The following is a 14,125-nucleotide window of genomic DNA, read 5'->3' as shown; positions in this document are numbered from 1 at the left end:
ATTGGCACGGAGATCTTTCTATCGTTTCCAACCACCGGGGTGGGGCAGAGGGTTCCTATTTCCCGAAGAACAGCTCCAGATCGTCCTCAACGGAACCGATGCCGGCGATGCCGAAGTTTTCCACCAGTACCTTTGCAACATTGGGAGAAAGGAACGCGGGAAGAGTGGGGCCAAGGTGGATGTTCTTAACACCGAGATACAACAGGGCCAGCAGGACAATCACAGCTTTCTGCTCATACCAGGCAATATTGTAGATAATCGGCAGGTCGTTGATATCGTCCAGACCGAATACCTCTTTCAGCTTGAGGGCGATCACAGCGAGAGAGTAAGAGTCGTTGCACTGCCCGGCGTCCAGCACGCGGGGGATACCGCCGATGTCGCCCAGATTCAGCTTGTTATACTTATATTTTGCGCAGCCGGCGGTCAGGATCACCGCGTCATTGGGCAGGGCCTTTGCAAAATCAGTGTAATAGTTTCTGGATTTGGCTCTGCCGTCGCAGCCCGCCATGACAACAAACCTTTTAATCGCGCCGGTTTTAACCGCATCGACAACCTTATCCGCCAGAGCAAGCACCTGGTTGTGGGCGAATCCGCCGACGATCTCGCCGGTTTCCAGCTCGGTCGGGGACGCGCACTTCTTTGCGTGTTCAATGATGGCGGAGAAGTCCTTTTCCTCGCCGATTTCGCCCGGAATGTGCTTACAGCCCGGGAATCCGGCGGCACCGGTGGTGTACAGCCGGTCTTTATAACTGTCCTTCGGGGGAACAATGCAGTTGGTCGTCATCAGAATCGGGCCGTTGAAGCTTTCAAATTCTTCTTTCTGCTTCCACCACGCGTTTCCGTAGTTGCCGACAAAATGCGGATATTTCTTGAAAGCCGGATAGTAGTGGGCAGGCAGCATTTCGGAATGCGTATAAACATCCACGCCGGTGCCTTCCGTCTGTTTGAGCAGCATCTCCATATCGCGCAGGTCGTGTCCGGAGATCAGGATGCCCGGATTTTTCCCGACGCCAAGGCTCACTTTGGTGATTTCGGGATTGCCGTAGGCGGTGGTGTTTGCCTTATCAAGCATCGCCATGCCGTCCACACCGTATTTTCCGGTTTCCAGCGTCAGGGCAACCAGCTCGCTGACACCCAGCGTGTCATCCAGCGTCTTCGCCAGCGCGCTCTGCAGGAACGCGTCAACCTCCTCGTTATCTTCCAGCAAAACGTTTGCGTGCTTGCTGTAAGCGGAAAGCCCTTTCAGGCCGTAAGTAATCAGTTCACGCAGACTGCGGATGTCCTCGTTTTGCGTGGAAAGCACACCGACTTTTGCCGCTTTGCCGGCAAATTCTTCGCGGGAGGCTTCCCAGACAGCCGCGTCGGGCAGATTCTCGGCGCTGCCGAGCTGTACGAGCAGTTCCTTTTTGCGTTCCAAGGTATTTACAATGCGGGCAACGATTGCATCCTCATCAAAGTTTGCGTTGGTAATCGTGGTAAAGAGGTTCAGCGTTACCAGATGGTTGACCTCGCGGCTGACCGGTTTGCCCTGTGCGCGCAGACGGGTCGTGACAGCAGAAATTCCCTTGGTCACATAAACCAGCAGATCCTGCATGGCAGCGACTTCCGGTTTCTTTCCGCAGACACCCACCTGTGTACAGCCGGTACATCCGGCGGTTTCCTGGCACTGATAGCAGAACATTTTGTTTTCCATGTTTGATTCCTCCTGATCTGTTTTTATGAAATGACTGCCGGGCATCTGCTCCGGCAGATTGCTTCGATAGCCTTATCTTATCAGGAGAAACAAAAAAATTCCGTAACCAATGTTACGGAATTCATCTTTTTATAAATTTCTTTGCAGTTGTTCAAAATCCAGAACCCGGATTCGCTTCCCGTCGATTTTCAACAGCCCGTCCGTCTGCATTTTCATCAGTTCTCTGGACAGCGAAGGCCGGGCGGTGTTCAAAAAGTCCGCCAGTTCCTCCCGGTTCATGTGCAGAGCTACGGTTCCGTCCGCAGAAGCATTCTGCAGCAGGATTTTCGAAATTTTCTGGCGCAGGGTGGGGCTGGCCATAATCTGCAGCTTCTGATTGAGGTAGTACGCTTTCTGCGCAAGGACCGACAGCATGTTGGAAATCAGCAGCGTATGGTAATCGCAGTTTTTGCCGCAGCTGTGAAAAAGATATTCCCTGGGCATCTGCAAAACCTTTGACGGACTGACAGCGACAGCATAATTGTCGTATTCCTGCTTATTCAGGAACAGGAACACCTCCCCGAACAGTTCGCCGGGCTGGCTGATGGTCGTAATCCTGTTTCTCTGGCCCGACGCGGTGTCCCGGCAGATGGCGACCGACCCCTCCACTAAAATAAACAGTTTTTGAGGCTTATCCTGCTGAAAAAAGATCGGCTGGTCTTTTTCATAGGCCACCAGTTCAGAACGGCTGCACGCCAGGCAATGGCCGATATCATCGGCAGTCATTTGGGCAAACAAGGGGCACCTGCTTAATTTTGAAATCATGGTTCACCTCATGACAATCACAATCCTGCCGATAACCGTTCAGCCGACTACCTGCAAATCCTTTGAATAACGGTTGAGCACCTCGCAGCCGTCTTCTGTTACCAGCACAAGGTCTTCAATTCTGACACCGAACTCACCCGGCAGATAAATCCCGGGTTCCACGGAAAAGACCATCCCTGCCTCAAGCGGGGTATTCGAGGCACTGCTCACATCGGGCGGTTCATGGCAGTCCAGCCCGATTCCATGCCCCAGCCGGTGGGTGAAATAGGGGCCGTAGCCGCCCTGCGCAATGATCTCCCGCGCTGTTTGGTCGATTTCGAAAAGCAGCATCCCCGGCTTGATTCTGGAAATCGCCGTCTCGTTGGCGCGTTTCACCAGTTCATAGACTTCGCGTTGTTTTTCGGAAACGGTCTGGTAGAAAACCGTACGGGTCATATCGCACCAGTAGCGGCCGATAGGGGTAAAGATATCGAAAATGACACTGTCTCCCGGCTTCAGAACCGTATTGCCCGCGTTGTGGTGGGGATCGGCACAGTTTGCACCGAAGCAGACGAGCTGCGTTCCCTCACAGTCCGCGCCGTTTTGGAGAAACAGTTTATTAACCTGTCCGGCAAGTTCATTTTCCGTGATTCCATCCCTGATCATTCCGATAACCGACCCGACAACCAGATCATTGACACGGGAACTTGCCCGCATACGCTCCTGCTCGTCCGCATCCTTACGTTTGCGCGCAAGGTCAACCGGAGCAGAACCCGGCACAGGCACAATATCCCCGCGCAGCCCCATCAGGCCGATCAGAAATTTGCTGAACCAGAACTTGTCGATTCCCAGTTTTCCGGGTTTTATCGCCTTTGCAAGCGCCTCTACCGGGTTGTCGGAGTCTGTATGGCAGACAAGGGGCAGTTCCGGCGTATCCGAAAGCCCGAAGATCGCATTTGCGAACAGAACCGCTTTCCCTGACGCGTCGAGATACAGTGCGAGCATGCGCTCATGCGGCTCCACCCAGCAACCGGTCAGGTAATAGACAGAAGCCGTTGAGGAAACGATAATCTGCTCCAGACCCTCTTGTTTCATATACGCTGTGACACGGCTCAGCCGCTGTTGATTCATAAAGCCATCTCCCGCTATTTCATCAGAACACAGACCAGCCTGCATGGTTTATCTGTGCGGTTTTCACACCAGTGCGCTTCCCCTCTGGGAATCAGCGTGGCGTCCCCCTTGCGGCAGATTCCCTGAAAACCGCCGCTTTCGGTATAGACCTCTCCTTCCAGAAAGAACGAATATTCGTCCTCCTGATGCGCCCCCGTCCCGCTGACAGGCACGCGGTTGCCGGGGAGCAGCGTAATATAGCTGATTTTTACATCGCTGTAGCTGCCGGAAACGCGGAACAGCTGCTGCATCTCATACAGCGGAAGTCCGGTTACGGGGATCTGATCAAGACTGATTTTTTCCATGATTGACTGTCTCCTTTTTTCTTAGACCCGTTTGCGCATTCTGGGGTCGAGGTAATCCCTGAGCCCGTCGCCGATAAAGTTGGCGCCGATGGCGACGCTGAAAATCGCCAGCCCGGGGAAGGTGGAAATCCACCAGTAGTTAAAGGTCAGGACACCGTCGCTCACCATCGCGCCCCATTCCGCCATCGGCGGCTGGACGCCGAGCCCCAGAAAGGACAGCCCGGAAAACATCAGGATCGCGTTGCCGAGGTCGAGCGTGGACATGACCGCCATCGAGCCGATGCTGTTTGGCAGAATTTCTTTATAAAGAATCCGCAGATGCGACGCGCCGAGAATCCGCTCCGCGGTAACATAATCGTTTTCCTTCACCGAGATGACAATGCTCCTTGTCAGCCTCGCATAGTTGGGCCACCAGATGATAGCCATTGCAAAAATCGAGTTGCTGATATTGGGTCCCAGAGCAGCCGCAATCACCATTGCGAGAATGAGCGGCGGAAAGGACTGTACCATTTCGCTGAAACGCATCATGACGTCGTCCGCGATTCCGCCCAGATAGCCTGAAATGCCGCCGAACAGGATTCCGACTCCGAATGAAATCATTACCGTGACAATGCCGGCTGTAATAGAAATCCTGCTTCCGTAAAGCACGCGGCTGAACACATCCCGGCCGAGGCTGTCCGTCCCGAACAGGTGTTCCATGTCCGGCGGCTGAAACCGGTTCGCAATATTCTGATCGGTGATGGGATGGTAGGGGGCAAGCACCGGGGCAAAAATTGCCACCAGAATCCATGCGGCGCAGATGACGATGCCGAGCTTGAACATGAAGTTTTTCTGTTTAAATAGTTGTTTTAGCGTATTCATCCTGTGTTTTCCCTCCTACTGATATCGGATTCTCGGATCAATGACACCATAAAGAATGTCAATCAGCAGATTGATCACAACATAGGTGACCGCAATCAGCAGGGAAACGCCGCAGATCGCGGGAAAGTCCAGTGTGGTGGCCGACAGGTAGGCATACTGACCAATGCCGGGCCACGAAAAGATTTTTTCCACAAACACCATACCGCCGAGCAGGTTGCAGAACCCCATACCGCTGACAGTAATCACCGGAATGAGCGCGTTGTTGAGCGCATGTGCGATGACGACCCTGCTTTCGCGCATCCCCTTGGAGCGCGCGGTCCGTATGTAGTCCATCGACATTGCTTCCAGCAGGTTGGAGCGGGTCTGGCGCGTAATCAGGCCCATGGTAAAAAATCCGAGGACAATCGCGGGAAGAACAAGATGCGCCATCGAATCGGCAAGCATTCCCCAGTCTCCCCACGAGATAGCGTCAATGACATATAAACCGGTTCCCCCTGTCGGGTTAAAAACGCGCGGGTCGATGCGCCCGCCGCTGGGGAACCATTTCAGTTTCCCGCAGAAGACCGACATGACCAGCAGCGCGAACCAGAAACTCGGCAGGGAGACTCCGCTTACGGAAATCGCACGCAGAATCTGATCAGCCGGCTTATTCTGGAAGATCGCGGACAGAATGCCGAAGCTTACGCCCAGCAGGATGGCGATGATCATAGCGAAGACCGACAGTTCCACCGTGGCGGGAAAATACTGCATCAAATCCTGAAGCACCGGTCTTCCGGTCCGGATGGAAGTGCCGAAATCGCCGTGCAACATATTGGAAACATAAACGATATACTGCTCATATAATGGCTTGTCAAGCCCCCATTTTGCTTCATATGCCGCAACGATTTCTGGGTCGTTCAGGGCGGTCTGGCTGAGGTTGGCCGCGACAGGATTGCTGGGCACCATATGCGAAATCAGAAAAACCATGACAGAAACCCCAAGCAGCAAAACGGCCATCAGGAGCAGACGTCTGATGATATACCGGAACAAGCGGGCACTTCCTTTCTGTTTGATGAAAGTAAATCTGATGCCATGCGGGAAAGCGCGCCTGCGCAGGTTCCCGCACGGCATCAGGGACAGGTTCAGATGATTTGCGCCTGAAAAGCGGCTGTTTACTTCGCCGTCAGGTCACAAAGCTGAATTTTGCACAGGTCGTTATAGGTTACGTTGTCAAGGGTATTCGAGTTATACGCGAAGGTCTTGGGATGCTGCAGCAGGAACGCAAACGGGTTGTCCTGGTCAAACAGCTTCTGAAGCTCCTCGGAATATTGGGCACGCTTGTCGGGGTCGGTTTCGGTCTGAATCTTGTTCGCCAGATTCCAAAGCGGCTGATTCTCGGCGGTCAGCTCCCACTTTGTGCGGTTGCCGTAGGCGGTTCCGTCTTCGCCGGTTCCCGGCAGGAACGCAAACTGGTTGTTGATGTCGTAATAGTCGGGCGACCAGAACATCACATAGAGCGGCATAGAAGCATCGCGCATCTTTTCATACACGAGGGTTGCCTCAAGGGTTTCGATATTCACGTTGATGTTGATCTCCGCAAGATCCTGCTTCACCTTCTGCGCAATGGTGGACCATTCCAGACCTTCGGAATTGTTGTTCGCGCAGGTGAGCGTGATGTCAAAGCCGTCGGCATAGCCGGCCTCCGCCATCAAAGCCTTCGCTTTTTCGAGATCGCGGCTGCCGGAATCGCGGGTCAGCGCTCCGGAGAAGCCGTCCTGAACAAAGTTCAGCGGGATGGTGCAGCCTTCGCCGCCCAGTGTCAGATAGCCCTCATAATCCAGCGCATAGCGGACGGCTTCCTGCACCTTGGGATTGGACATTTCGGGAGAAAGGGACTGGTCGCGGCTCATGACCAGGAAGGTCATCAGGGCGGTGGCACCGTTTGAAATGGTAATGCCTTCCTTACCCTCAAGCTGTTTGGCTGTTTCGGAGTTGAGTCCGAGCGCGATATCAATTTCACCATTCTGCAGAGCGGTAATCTGCGCGTCCACGCTGGGCATTTCTTTCAGGATGATGGTGTCAATGTTGCTTGCTGTGCCCCAATAGTTGGAGTTTTTCTCCAGAACAAGCTGCTCCTTGGGCGTCCAGCTCTTGATCACATACGGGCCGGAGCCTGCGGAGGTCGTGTCGAGCCATGTTTTGGCGGTGTCGCTGCCGGAATCGGAGCCTCCGTGCTGCTTGACCACTTCGCTGTCAAGGATGCAGAACGCGTTGGAGGTCAACTTCACGAGGAACGACGCGTCCGGCTCCGCGAGGGTAAACACGACCGTGTAGTCATCGGGCGCTTCCACCTTGCTCACGTTCTTGACGTTTGAATAGGCGTTGCTGTCCTTCATATTCAGCACACGGTTGACGCTCCAGGCGACATCCTTGGAGGTCAGCTTGTTCCCGCTTGCGAAAACCACGTCGTCGCGCAGCTTGAAGGTATAAACGGTTTTGGTGTCGTCAATCGTGACCTCGGTTGCAACCGACGGCTCCGGGGTTCCCATCGTGCCGGACTTCACGCGGTAGAGCATGTCATAAGCCGCGTAGGAAATCATGTTCGCGTACGGCTCATACATGTTGCCCGGGTCAAGCGTAATCAGGTCGGACTGCGCGCCGATCACGACGGTCTTGGGCTGCGCCGTTTGCGAATCGGATCCTGATGCTCCCGCTTCCGGCTGGGATGTCACACGCCCGCTGCTCCCGCTGGCGCAGGCAGTCGTTAAAAGAAGGGTACATGTCACTAAAACTGCAAGTATTCTTTTCATCTTATTCCTCCTATATCATAAAGGATGGCTTCCTTTATTGATCCTGTTTTAATAAAGATGGCAGGCCGCAAAGTGGCCGGGTTCCAGCTCTTTTAAGACCGGCCTTTCCTGCCTGCACCGCTCGGTGGCATTGGGACAGCGCGTGTGGAACGCGCACCCGAGCGGCGGATTGATCGGGCTTGGCAGATCGCCCGACAGCACGATCCGTTCGGGTCCCGCTTCGCCGCTGCCGTCATGAATCAGCGGAATGGCTGAAATCAGCGCCTTGGTATACGGGTGCTTCGCATACTGGTAGATGCGTTCCGCCGGGGCAAGCTCCACGATTTTTCCGAGATACATCACGCCAATGCGCTGACAGCAGTGCTTCACCACGCTGAGATTGTGCGAGATGAACAGATAGGTCAAATCGAGCTGCTTTTGCAGGTCCTCCAGCAGGTTAATGACCTGTGCCTGAATCGACACGTCCAGCGCCGAGACCGGCTCATCGCAGATAATCAGTTTGGGCTGCAGGGCGAGCGCCCGCGCAATCCCGACCCGCTGCTTCTGCCCGCCGGACATTTCGTGCGGATAGCGGTCCAGATAGGTCTGGGAAAGCCCGACCATGTCGCACAGCTCCAGCACCTTTTGGCGGCGCTCCTCTTTTGTGTACAGGTTATGTATGATGAACGGCTCCAGAAGGATGTCCATGATTTTGCGCCGCGGGTTGAGGCACGAGGACGGGTCCTGAAAAATCATCTGGGACTTGCACCGGAAGTTCTTCAATTCTTTGCCCTTAAGCCCCGAAATGTCGGCACCGTCAAAACTGATTTTTCCGGCTGTCAGCGGGTAAAGCCTCAGAAACATCTTCCCGAGGGTGGATTTCCCGCAGCCGGATTCTCCGACAAGGCCGAAGGTTTCGCCTTTATAAATGGAAAGATCCACGCCGTCGACCGCATAAAGGGTCGCTTTGCGCCCCTTTTCTTTTTTCACGGTGAAATGCTGTTTTACACCCTCCGCTTTCAGCAGAACTTCATTCTCCATGTTGCTTTTCTCCTTGATCCTTGTCTTCAAACAGGAAACACCGCACACAGCGGCCGTCCGAAAGCGTTTTCAGCATCGGATGCTCCCGCCGGCAGCGTTCGGTAGCCTGTTTGCAGCGCGGATTGAACCGGCAGCCCTCCGGCATCTGACCGGCGTCGGGCACCATGCCCTCGATTGCCTCAAGCCTGCCGGCAGGCCCGGTAAGTCTGGGCAGCGCGTTGATCAGACCGGTTGTATAGGGGTGGAGCGGATCACGAAACAGCTGTTTCACCGGAGCGGTCTCCACAATCTCGCCCGTATACATGACGGCCACCCGGTCGCAGAAGTCAGATACGATTCCGAGGTCATGCGTAATCATAATGACACTCATATTCCGCTGTTTGCGGATGTCCTTCATCAGCTTGAGAATCTGCGCCTGGATGGTCACATCCAGCGCGGTGGTCGGCTCGTCGGCAATCAGCAGATCGGGATCGCACGCCAGCGCAATCGCAATCATAACGCGCTGGCGCATCCCGCCCGAAAGCTGGTGCGGGTATTCCTTCAGCCGCTGCGGAGCATCCGGGATGCCGCAAAGCTCCAGCAGCTGCAGCGCCTTTGCCTGCGCTTCTTTTTTAGTCATTTTGCTGTGGAGCAGAATCGATTCCGTAATCTGCCTCCCACAGGTATGTATCGGGTTTAAGGAAGTCATCGGCTCCTGAAAGATCATTGCAACCCGGTTCCCCCGGATCTGCTGCATTTCCTGTTCGCTGACGGAAAGCAGATCTTTCCCCTCAAAAAGGACTTCTCCCTGCGTCTGCGCACCGGCCGTCGGCAGCAGCCGCATCACGGAAAGGGAGGTTACGCTTTTCCCGCTGCCGGATTCTCCCACAATGCCCAAAACCTCGTTGCGGACAAGGGTGAACGAAAGATCTGAGATCACCCTGATCTGTCCGTCACCGTTAGAAAAATCTACATTCAGGTTGCGCACTTCCAACAGATTATCCAATGGTCTGCCCTCCAAAAATGAATCAAACTAAACACCATTCTGCAAAAAAAGCACCGATTTAATGTGATAAACCACGGCCTGTAAAAAATAAGGAGCTGCGTAGTGACATTGTCATCTTCCACAACCCCATAGTTGCATTTCTTATAGTATACTTTATTTTTTCTCTTTTTTCAAGGGGCAGATAAAAGAAGCCGCATTTTAACGGCACACAGCCGGCAGGATTCCAAAAGAAATCCTGCCGGCTGCTCCTCACTTTTCAAGCCATACTACCGGAGCAGCCATGCCACCAGCGGGATGGTGAACAGGCTGCAAAACACCGTGATAATGGCTGCCTGCGTTGCATAGTCCACCTCTGTGTTGCCGTTGTCCCGGCACATCAGGGAAAACATGCTGCTGGAAGGCAGACACGCGATCAGCGTCAGAGAGACGGCCGCGGGCGGATACACACCGAGCCATACGGCAACACGATATACCAGCAGCGGGCTGAGAATCATTTTAACCAGTACGACGCTCAGCGAAGGCCAACCCAGATAGAGACGGCGCAGGTCGCTTCGCGCAATGCTTGCGCCGATGCACAGCATTGCAAGCGGGTTGGAGCAGTTCCCGATGCCCGAAAGCGACTGCATCAACAGGTTGTCAGACGGAACACGCAAGACCATCAGCAGCAGGCCGATAAAAACGGCAATGGTCGCCGGCTGGATGAATTTCTGAAAACTCTGCCGGAAGGACGTACCGCTTCCTTTCCCAGATTCTCCGCGCGAGAGCACCAGCCCGATGGTCCACACGGTAAGGTTATCCACGATGGAGAAAATCCCAAACGCAGCGGTCCCGGTGCCGCCAAGCAGCGCGGACACAAGCGGAATTCCGAAAAACCCAAGGCTGCTGAATGACATAACGGCGATCTGGACATCCCGCTTATCTCCCAAAAATCCCATCAGCTTGGCGCTGAGCAGGCCGGCAGCCGCCAGAAAACCGAACAGCAGAACGCCTCCCGCCAGCATGGGGAGCAGCAGACGAAAATTCTCCTCCCCGCTGCCGCCCGCCATGGTGGAGATGAGGAGCGCCGGTATGACAACCCGCATCAGAATCGAATTGAGTTTGTCGTGCAGTTCATCTGTAAGCAGATGTATTTTGTTTGCCAGAAACCCGAACAAGATCAGAACCAGAAAGGTCTCAAGCTGTCTGATCAGGACCTGCATATCAATTTGCATAGCCTACTTCCTTTTTGCGGACGCGCCTATTTGTTGTAGCAGATATATTCGATACCCACCATCCGGCAGAACAGTTCCAGCACCTTTGCATAGCTCCCGTAAGCCATGTGCAGATGGTTGGAGTTGATGGTCTGGAAAAACTTCTCATAGTCCGCATCGGCGCGTACAAACGCGTGGGGATAACACCAGGTGGTTTTTTTCAGTTCTTCAAGGGGACGCATTTCAGTGACGCCCTCAAAGCATCCCAGCACATACTTGCCGTTGCTGCGGAACAGGCGGGCGACAGTCACCTTTCCGGGTTTGGCGATCATCTGGATGGAGGCGCCGCCCGCGAGGCCGAAAATATGGGGCAGCAGAGCAACCTTCTTTAAGGCGCTGCCGGAATCATCGGGGTCTGCGAAATAGGGGGCAACGCTGCCACAGTTGGCCAGGACGAACTCTTTTTCCTTGCCGTCAAAATATTTAATATCGAGCAGGCAGGATGGCTGGCCCTTTGCGCACAGGTTCAGAATGCGCATGGTCATGGCGCCGTCGCAGTCGCATTCGCACGAGGTGGGAATTGCCTGCTTGGGACCCTCCGCGTCATAGGTATTGTTGAGCAGGGCCACACCGAGGCATTGCAGGACAAAATGGTCGCTCATGTCCTGCTGGCATTTGATTCCCATAAAATCGTAATGTTTCTCAGCCGCCATATCCTTGAGCGCCAGATAGCTGCGCACCTGAAGTTCAAGGGTGTCCTTTGTGAAAAGGCCGCCGAACTCGATTGTGTGAATGTTGGCTTTGACCCAATCCAGATGCTGCTGCACCCTTGCGTCATCCAGTGTCTGCGCACGGTAGACAATTTCAAACTGGTCGCAGTGGTCAAATTCCGTGCCGAAAACGGCCTGCCACTGGCTCGGGTCAGCAACCGTGGTACCGATGCCGATGCTTCGCCCCCCAATCATGCCGTAGCTTGAGCGGCGGATACCGTCCACAAGCGAACAGGCCGCAACATAATCGTCCACTTGCTTTTGGATGGTATCGTCAAAGAACTCGCCCGAAACACGGATACAGCTTTTGCCGGTCTGGTCCAGCATACCGGCCACAGCCAGCAGTGTTACGAGGCTTGACGTATCGCGCTTTTTATTACCCAGCAGCAGAACCGGAAGTTCCGTGCAGTACGCAATGCGAAATGCAAGGCTGGGTGTTGCCCAGATCGGAACGTGCAGAATTACAGCGCTGATGCCGCGGCTGCGGATCTGGTCCGCGGCTATCTGGCATTCCTCGGTATCAAATACGATATCCGGCATAAACAGGTCGTATTTGCCGCCGAAGACCTCTTTTACCTTGGCAATTTCCGCCTCGGCAATCTGCGCGCGCTTTTGGTAAAATTCTCTGCGGGTATCACCCAGCGTGACAACCGCAACTTTTGTTTTTTCCATTCAATGAGTCTCCTTGTCTTAAAACCATGTGGGCTGCAGCAATTTTGGGATACCAAACGCAATATCCGGGAAGAACGCAATGATTGTGACCACAACCACGGACACCGCAATATAGGGGGCAACTGCCACAAATGCTTTATGTACAGGCATATTGCCAATTTTGCCGGCGATCAGCAGGCAGAGGCCGTAAGGCGGTGTAACCTGTCCCACAGCCAGCGTGATAACGATGATAAGGCCAAGCTGTACGGCGGAGATTCCGAAAGATGTTGCTACAGGCAGCAGCACCGGAACAAACAGGATCATGGCCGGGATTGCGTCCATAAACGTCCCAAGGAATAAATAGAAGAGAATAACCGCGATGAGGAAGGCAAATTTATTGTTGAGGTTGCTGGTGAAGAAACTGCCCACCATTTGATTGACATTGTAGTAGCTGAGCAGCTGTCCGAGCGCATTGGCGGTTGCCAAAGCAAACAGCGACGCGCCGCTGACTTTGAGCGTATCCAGGAGCAGCGGTTTGGCATCCTTCAGCGTAATGGTCTTAAACACAAATACACCAAGGATCAGCGCGTAGATACAGGCGACACAGGCGCTTTCCGTAGCGGTGCAGATACCCGCAGACACTCCACCGATGATGATAACCGGGGTAAGCAGGGCAGGAACACTTACCAGTGTCAGCCGCAGCATTTTTTTGAATGTCAGGCGTTCATGCTTGGGGTAGTGATATTTCTTATTGCCCATCCAGATGATAAACATCTGCCCCAGACCGATCAGGATACCCGGGACGATGCCGCCCAGAAACAGCGCGCCGATGGAAGCACCCGCCACGCTGGAATAAACGACCATCGGAATGGAGGGCGGAATGATGATTCCTATGGTAGAGGACGCCGCCGTAACGCCAACCGAGGTTTCCTTGGAATAGCCCTCTTTGATCATGCCGGGGATCAGGATTTTGCCGATACCGGCGGTGTCGGCCTGGGAGGAGCCGGAAATGCCTGCGAACAGCATGGAGACCAGCACGTTCGTATAGGCAAGGCCGCCCGCAAAATGCCCCACAACGCCATCGGAAAATTCGATCAGCTTTTCACTGATTTTACCGCGGTTCATAATATTGGCGGCCAGAACAAACAGGGGAACCGCCAGCAGCGTGAAGCTGTTCAGGCCGGTAAACATCTTCTGCACAACCGTGATGAGCGGGATGCTCCCCAGCTGTGAGATGCCGACTACCGCTACTACGCCCAGGATATAAGCAATGGGCATGCCCATTGCGAGCAGCAGCAGAAATACGATTACTAAAACCCACATGGTTACGCCACCTCGCTTTCAATTTCTTCCAGCTCATCGTGAATCTTTCTGCTGGACGGGTCTTTTACGAATTTGATGATATTCTCAACGCAGTACAGAACAGATGTGTAGCCGCATACCGGCATGCAGAGCCAGCCCCATGCCCTGCTGACCTTGGGCAGCGACGTAAATCTCCATGTGGCAAACTGCATGGTCAGCTGTGTGCCGTGAACAGCAATTAAAGCGCTGAACCCAAGCAGAAGAATCAGAATGATGGACTCGTTAACCAGAAATGCCTTGCCATTCAGCTTGGCACTGAAAGCGGAAAAGCTGAAATGCTCATTGTGCCGCAGCAGTACAGCCGCTCCCATAAAAGTCGCCCATGCAAAGCTTGTGTTGGCGATTTCCTCAGTAAATGCCGCGGGCACCCCGATCAGACGGGAAATTACCTGCCATGCGGTACACAGGAAAAACAATACAATCGCAGCAGCGCCAAGGAAAATTTCTGCCTTTTCAAACAAGTTGCAGATCTTTCTCAGCAAGGAACTCAACTCCTATCCGTGTGTTGAATGAAATGACTGTTTTTAAAATCTGCTCTGCAGCGTT

The 14,125-nt window shown here is 54.0% G+C and carries 14 protein-coding genes; 1 reads left to right on the top strand and 13 read right to left on the bottom strand.

The genetic code is table 11. From position 1 onward, the window contains the following. Window positions 1-55: 55 nt before the first annotated feature. The 6 genes from hcp to C1A10_RS10160 all read right to left on the bottom strand — a co-directional run bounded on the left by hcp (window position 56) and on the right by C1A10_RS10160 (window position 5,778). Window positions 56-1,693, bottom strand: a complete 1,638-nt coding sequence (hcp, locus tag C1A10_RS10185) for a hydroxylamine reductase (RefSeq protein WP_101910161.1) — start codon at window positions 1,691-1,693, stop codon at window positions 56-58. 129 nt (window positions 1,694-1,822) lie between these two features. Beyond that, on the bottom strand, window positions 1,823-2,497 hold the full coding sequence (locus C1A10_RS10180) for a Crp/Fnr family transcriptional regulator (protein ID WP_101910160.1): 675 nt from the start codon (window positions 2,495-2,497) through the stop codon (window positions 1,823-1,825). A gap of 39 nt (window positions 2,498-2,536) precedes the next feature. Further along, the gene (locus C1A10_RS10175; RefSeq protein WP_101910159.1) at window positions 2,537-3,607 is read right to left on the bottom strand and encodes a M24 family metallopeptidase; all 1,071 of its coding nucleotides are present in this window, start codon (window positions 3,605-3,607) and stop codon (window positions 2,537-2,539) included. Window positions 3,608-3,621: 14 nt separating this feature from the next. After that, entirely contained in the window at window positions 3,622-3,951 is a 330-nt protein-coding gene (locus C1A10_RS10170) for a cupin domain-containing protein (protein ID WP_101910158.1), read from the bottom strand. Window positions 3,952-3,972: 21 nt separating this feature from the next. Next, entirely contained in the window at window positions 3,973-4,812 is an 840-nt protein-coding gene (locus tag C1A10_RS10165; protein WP_101910157.1) for an ABC transporter permease, read from the bottom strand. Between the two features lie 15 nt (window positions 4,813-4,827). Further along, the gene (locus C1A10_RS10160) at window positions 4,828-5,778 is read right to left on the bottom strand and encodes an ABC transporter permease (protein ID WP_341456906.1); all 951 of its coding nucleotides are present in this window, start codon (window positions 5,776-5,778) and stop codon (window positions 4,828-4,830) included. Here C1A10_RS10160 and C1A10_RS18770 point away from each other — a divergent pair. Further along, entirely contained in the window at window positions 5,758-5,952 is a 195-nt protein-coding gene (locus C1A10_RS18770) for a hypothetical protein (RefSeq protein WP_242968993.1), read from the top strand. The two genes, C1A10_RS10160 and C1A10_RS18770, sit on opposite strands and share 21 nt — an antisense overlap. 11 nt (window positions 5,953-5,963) lie before the next feature. Here the strand turns inward: C1A10_RS18770 and C1A10_RS10155 are convergent, their stop codons facing one another. The 7 genes from C1A10_RS10155 to C1A10_RS10125 form a co-directional block, all read right to left on the bottom strand. Further along, entirely contained in the window at window positions 5,964-7,601 is a 1,638-nt protein-coding gene (locus tag C1A10_RS10155) for an ABC transporter substrate-binding protein (RefSeq protein WP_101910155.1), read from the bottom strand. A gap of 48 nt (window positions 7,602-7,649) precedes the next feature. After that, a complete protein-coding gene (locus C1A10_RS10150) occupies window positions 7,650-8,621 on the bottom strand; it encodes an ABC transporter ATP-binding protein (RefSeq protein WP_101910154.1) in 972 nt (323 codons plus the stop codon). Further along, complete coding sequence (locus C1A10_RS10145) at window positions 8,611-9,606, bottom strand: ABC transporter ATP-binding protein (protein WP_242968910.1); 996 nt, start codon at window positions 9,604-9,606, stop codon at window positions 8,611-8,613. The genes C1A10_RS10150 and C1A10_RS10145 overlap by 11 nt, the downstream gene beginning before the upstream one ends. A gap of 266 nt (window positions 9,607-9,872) precedes the next feature. Further along, window positions 9,873-10,817 carry an AEC family transporter gene (locus tag C1A10_RS10140; protein ID WP_101910152.1) on the bottom strand — a complete coding sequence of 315 codons (945 nt, stop codon included), beginning with the start codon at window positions 10,815-10,817 and terminating at the stop codon, window positions 9,873-9,875. Between the two features lie 26 nt (window positions 10,818-10,843). Beyond that, window positions 10,844-12,238, bottom strand: a complete 1,395-nt coding sequence (locus C1A10_RS10135) for an L-fucose/L-arabinose isomerase family protein (RefSeq protein ID WP_101910151.1) — start codon at window positions 12,236-12,238, stop codon at window positions 10,844-10,846. 18 nt (window positions 12,239-12,256) lie between these two features. Continuing rightward, complete coding sequence (locus C1A10_RS10130) at window positions 12,257-13,540, bottom strand: TRAP transporter large permease (protein ID WP_101910150.1); 1,284 nt, start codon at window positions 13,538-13,540, stop codon at window positions 12,257-12,259. 2 nt (window positions 13,541-13,542) lie between these two features. Beyond that, a complete protein-coding gene (locus C1A10_RS10125) occupies window positions 13,543-14,061 on the bottom strand; it encodes a TRAP transporter small permease (RefSeq protein ID WP_180951088.1) in 519 nt (172 codons plus the stop codon). Window positions 14,062-14,125: the final 64 nt, after the last annotated feature.

Source organism: Marasmitruncus massiliensis (genome assembly GCF_900186535.1).
In the GTDB taxonomy this organism is placed as follows: Bacteria; Bacillota; Clostridia; order Oscillospirales; family Ruminococcaceae; genus Anaerotruncus; species Anaerotruncus massiliensis_A.
Note: the sequence above shows the minus strand (reverse complement) of the source record. Positions and strands in the feature narration are given on the sequence as shown.

Bases quoted from the DNA above. Each gene is read 5' to 3' on its own strand.
- C1A10_RS10140 (WP_101910152.1), bottom strand. From the start codon at position 10,817: ATGCAAATTGATATGCAGGTCCTGATCAGACAGCTTGAGACCTTTCTG.
- C1A10_RS10130 (WP_101910150.1), bottom strand. From the start codon at position 13,540: ATGTGGGTTTTAGTAATCGTATTTCTGCTGCTGCTCGCAATGGGCATG.
- C1A10_RS10155 (WP_101910155.1), bottom strand. From the start codon at position 7,601: ATGAAAAGAATACTTGCAGTTTTAGTGACATGTACCCTTCTTTTAACG.
- C1A10_RS18770 (WP_242968993.1), top strand. From the start codon at position 5,758: ATGCGAAATCAGAAAAACCATGACAGAAACCCCAAGCAGCAAAACGGC.
- hcp (WP_101910161.1), bottom strand. From the start codon at position 1,693: ATGGAAAACAAAATGTTCTGCTATCAGTGCCAGGAAACCGCCGGATGT.
- C1A10_RS10180 (WP_101910160.1), bottom strand. From the start codon at position 2,497: ATGATTTCAAAATTAAGCAGGTGCCCCTTGTTTGCCCAAATGACTGCC.
- C1A10_RS10150 (WP_101910154.1), bottom strand. From the start codon at position 8,621: ATGGAGAATGAAGTTCTGCTGAAAGCGGAGGGTGTAAAACAGCATTTC.
- C1A10_RS10160 (WP_341456906.1), bottom strand. From the start codon at position 5,778: ATGGTTTTTCTGATTTCGCATATGGTGCCCAGCAATCCTGTCGCGGCC.
- C1A10_RS10170 (WP_101910158.1), bottom strand. From the start codon at position 3,951: ATGGAAAAAATCAGTCTTGATCAGATCCCCGTAACCGGACTTCCGCTG.
- C1A10_RS10165 (WP_101910157.1), bottom strand. From the start codon at position 4,812: ATGAATACGCTAAAACAACTATTTAAACAGAAAAACTTCATGTTCAAG.
- C1A10_RS10135 (WP_101910151.1), bottom strand. From the start codon at position 12,238: ATGGAAAAAACAAAAGTTGCGGTTGTCACGCTGGGTGATACCCGCAGA.
- C1A10_RS10175 (WP_101910159.1), bottom strand. From the start codon at position 3,607: ATGAATCAACAGCGGCTGAGCCGTGTCACAGCGTATATGAAACAAGAG.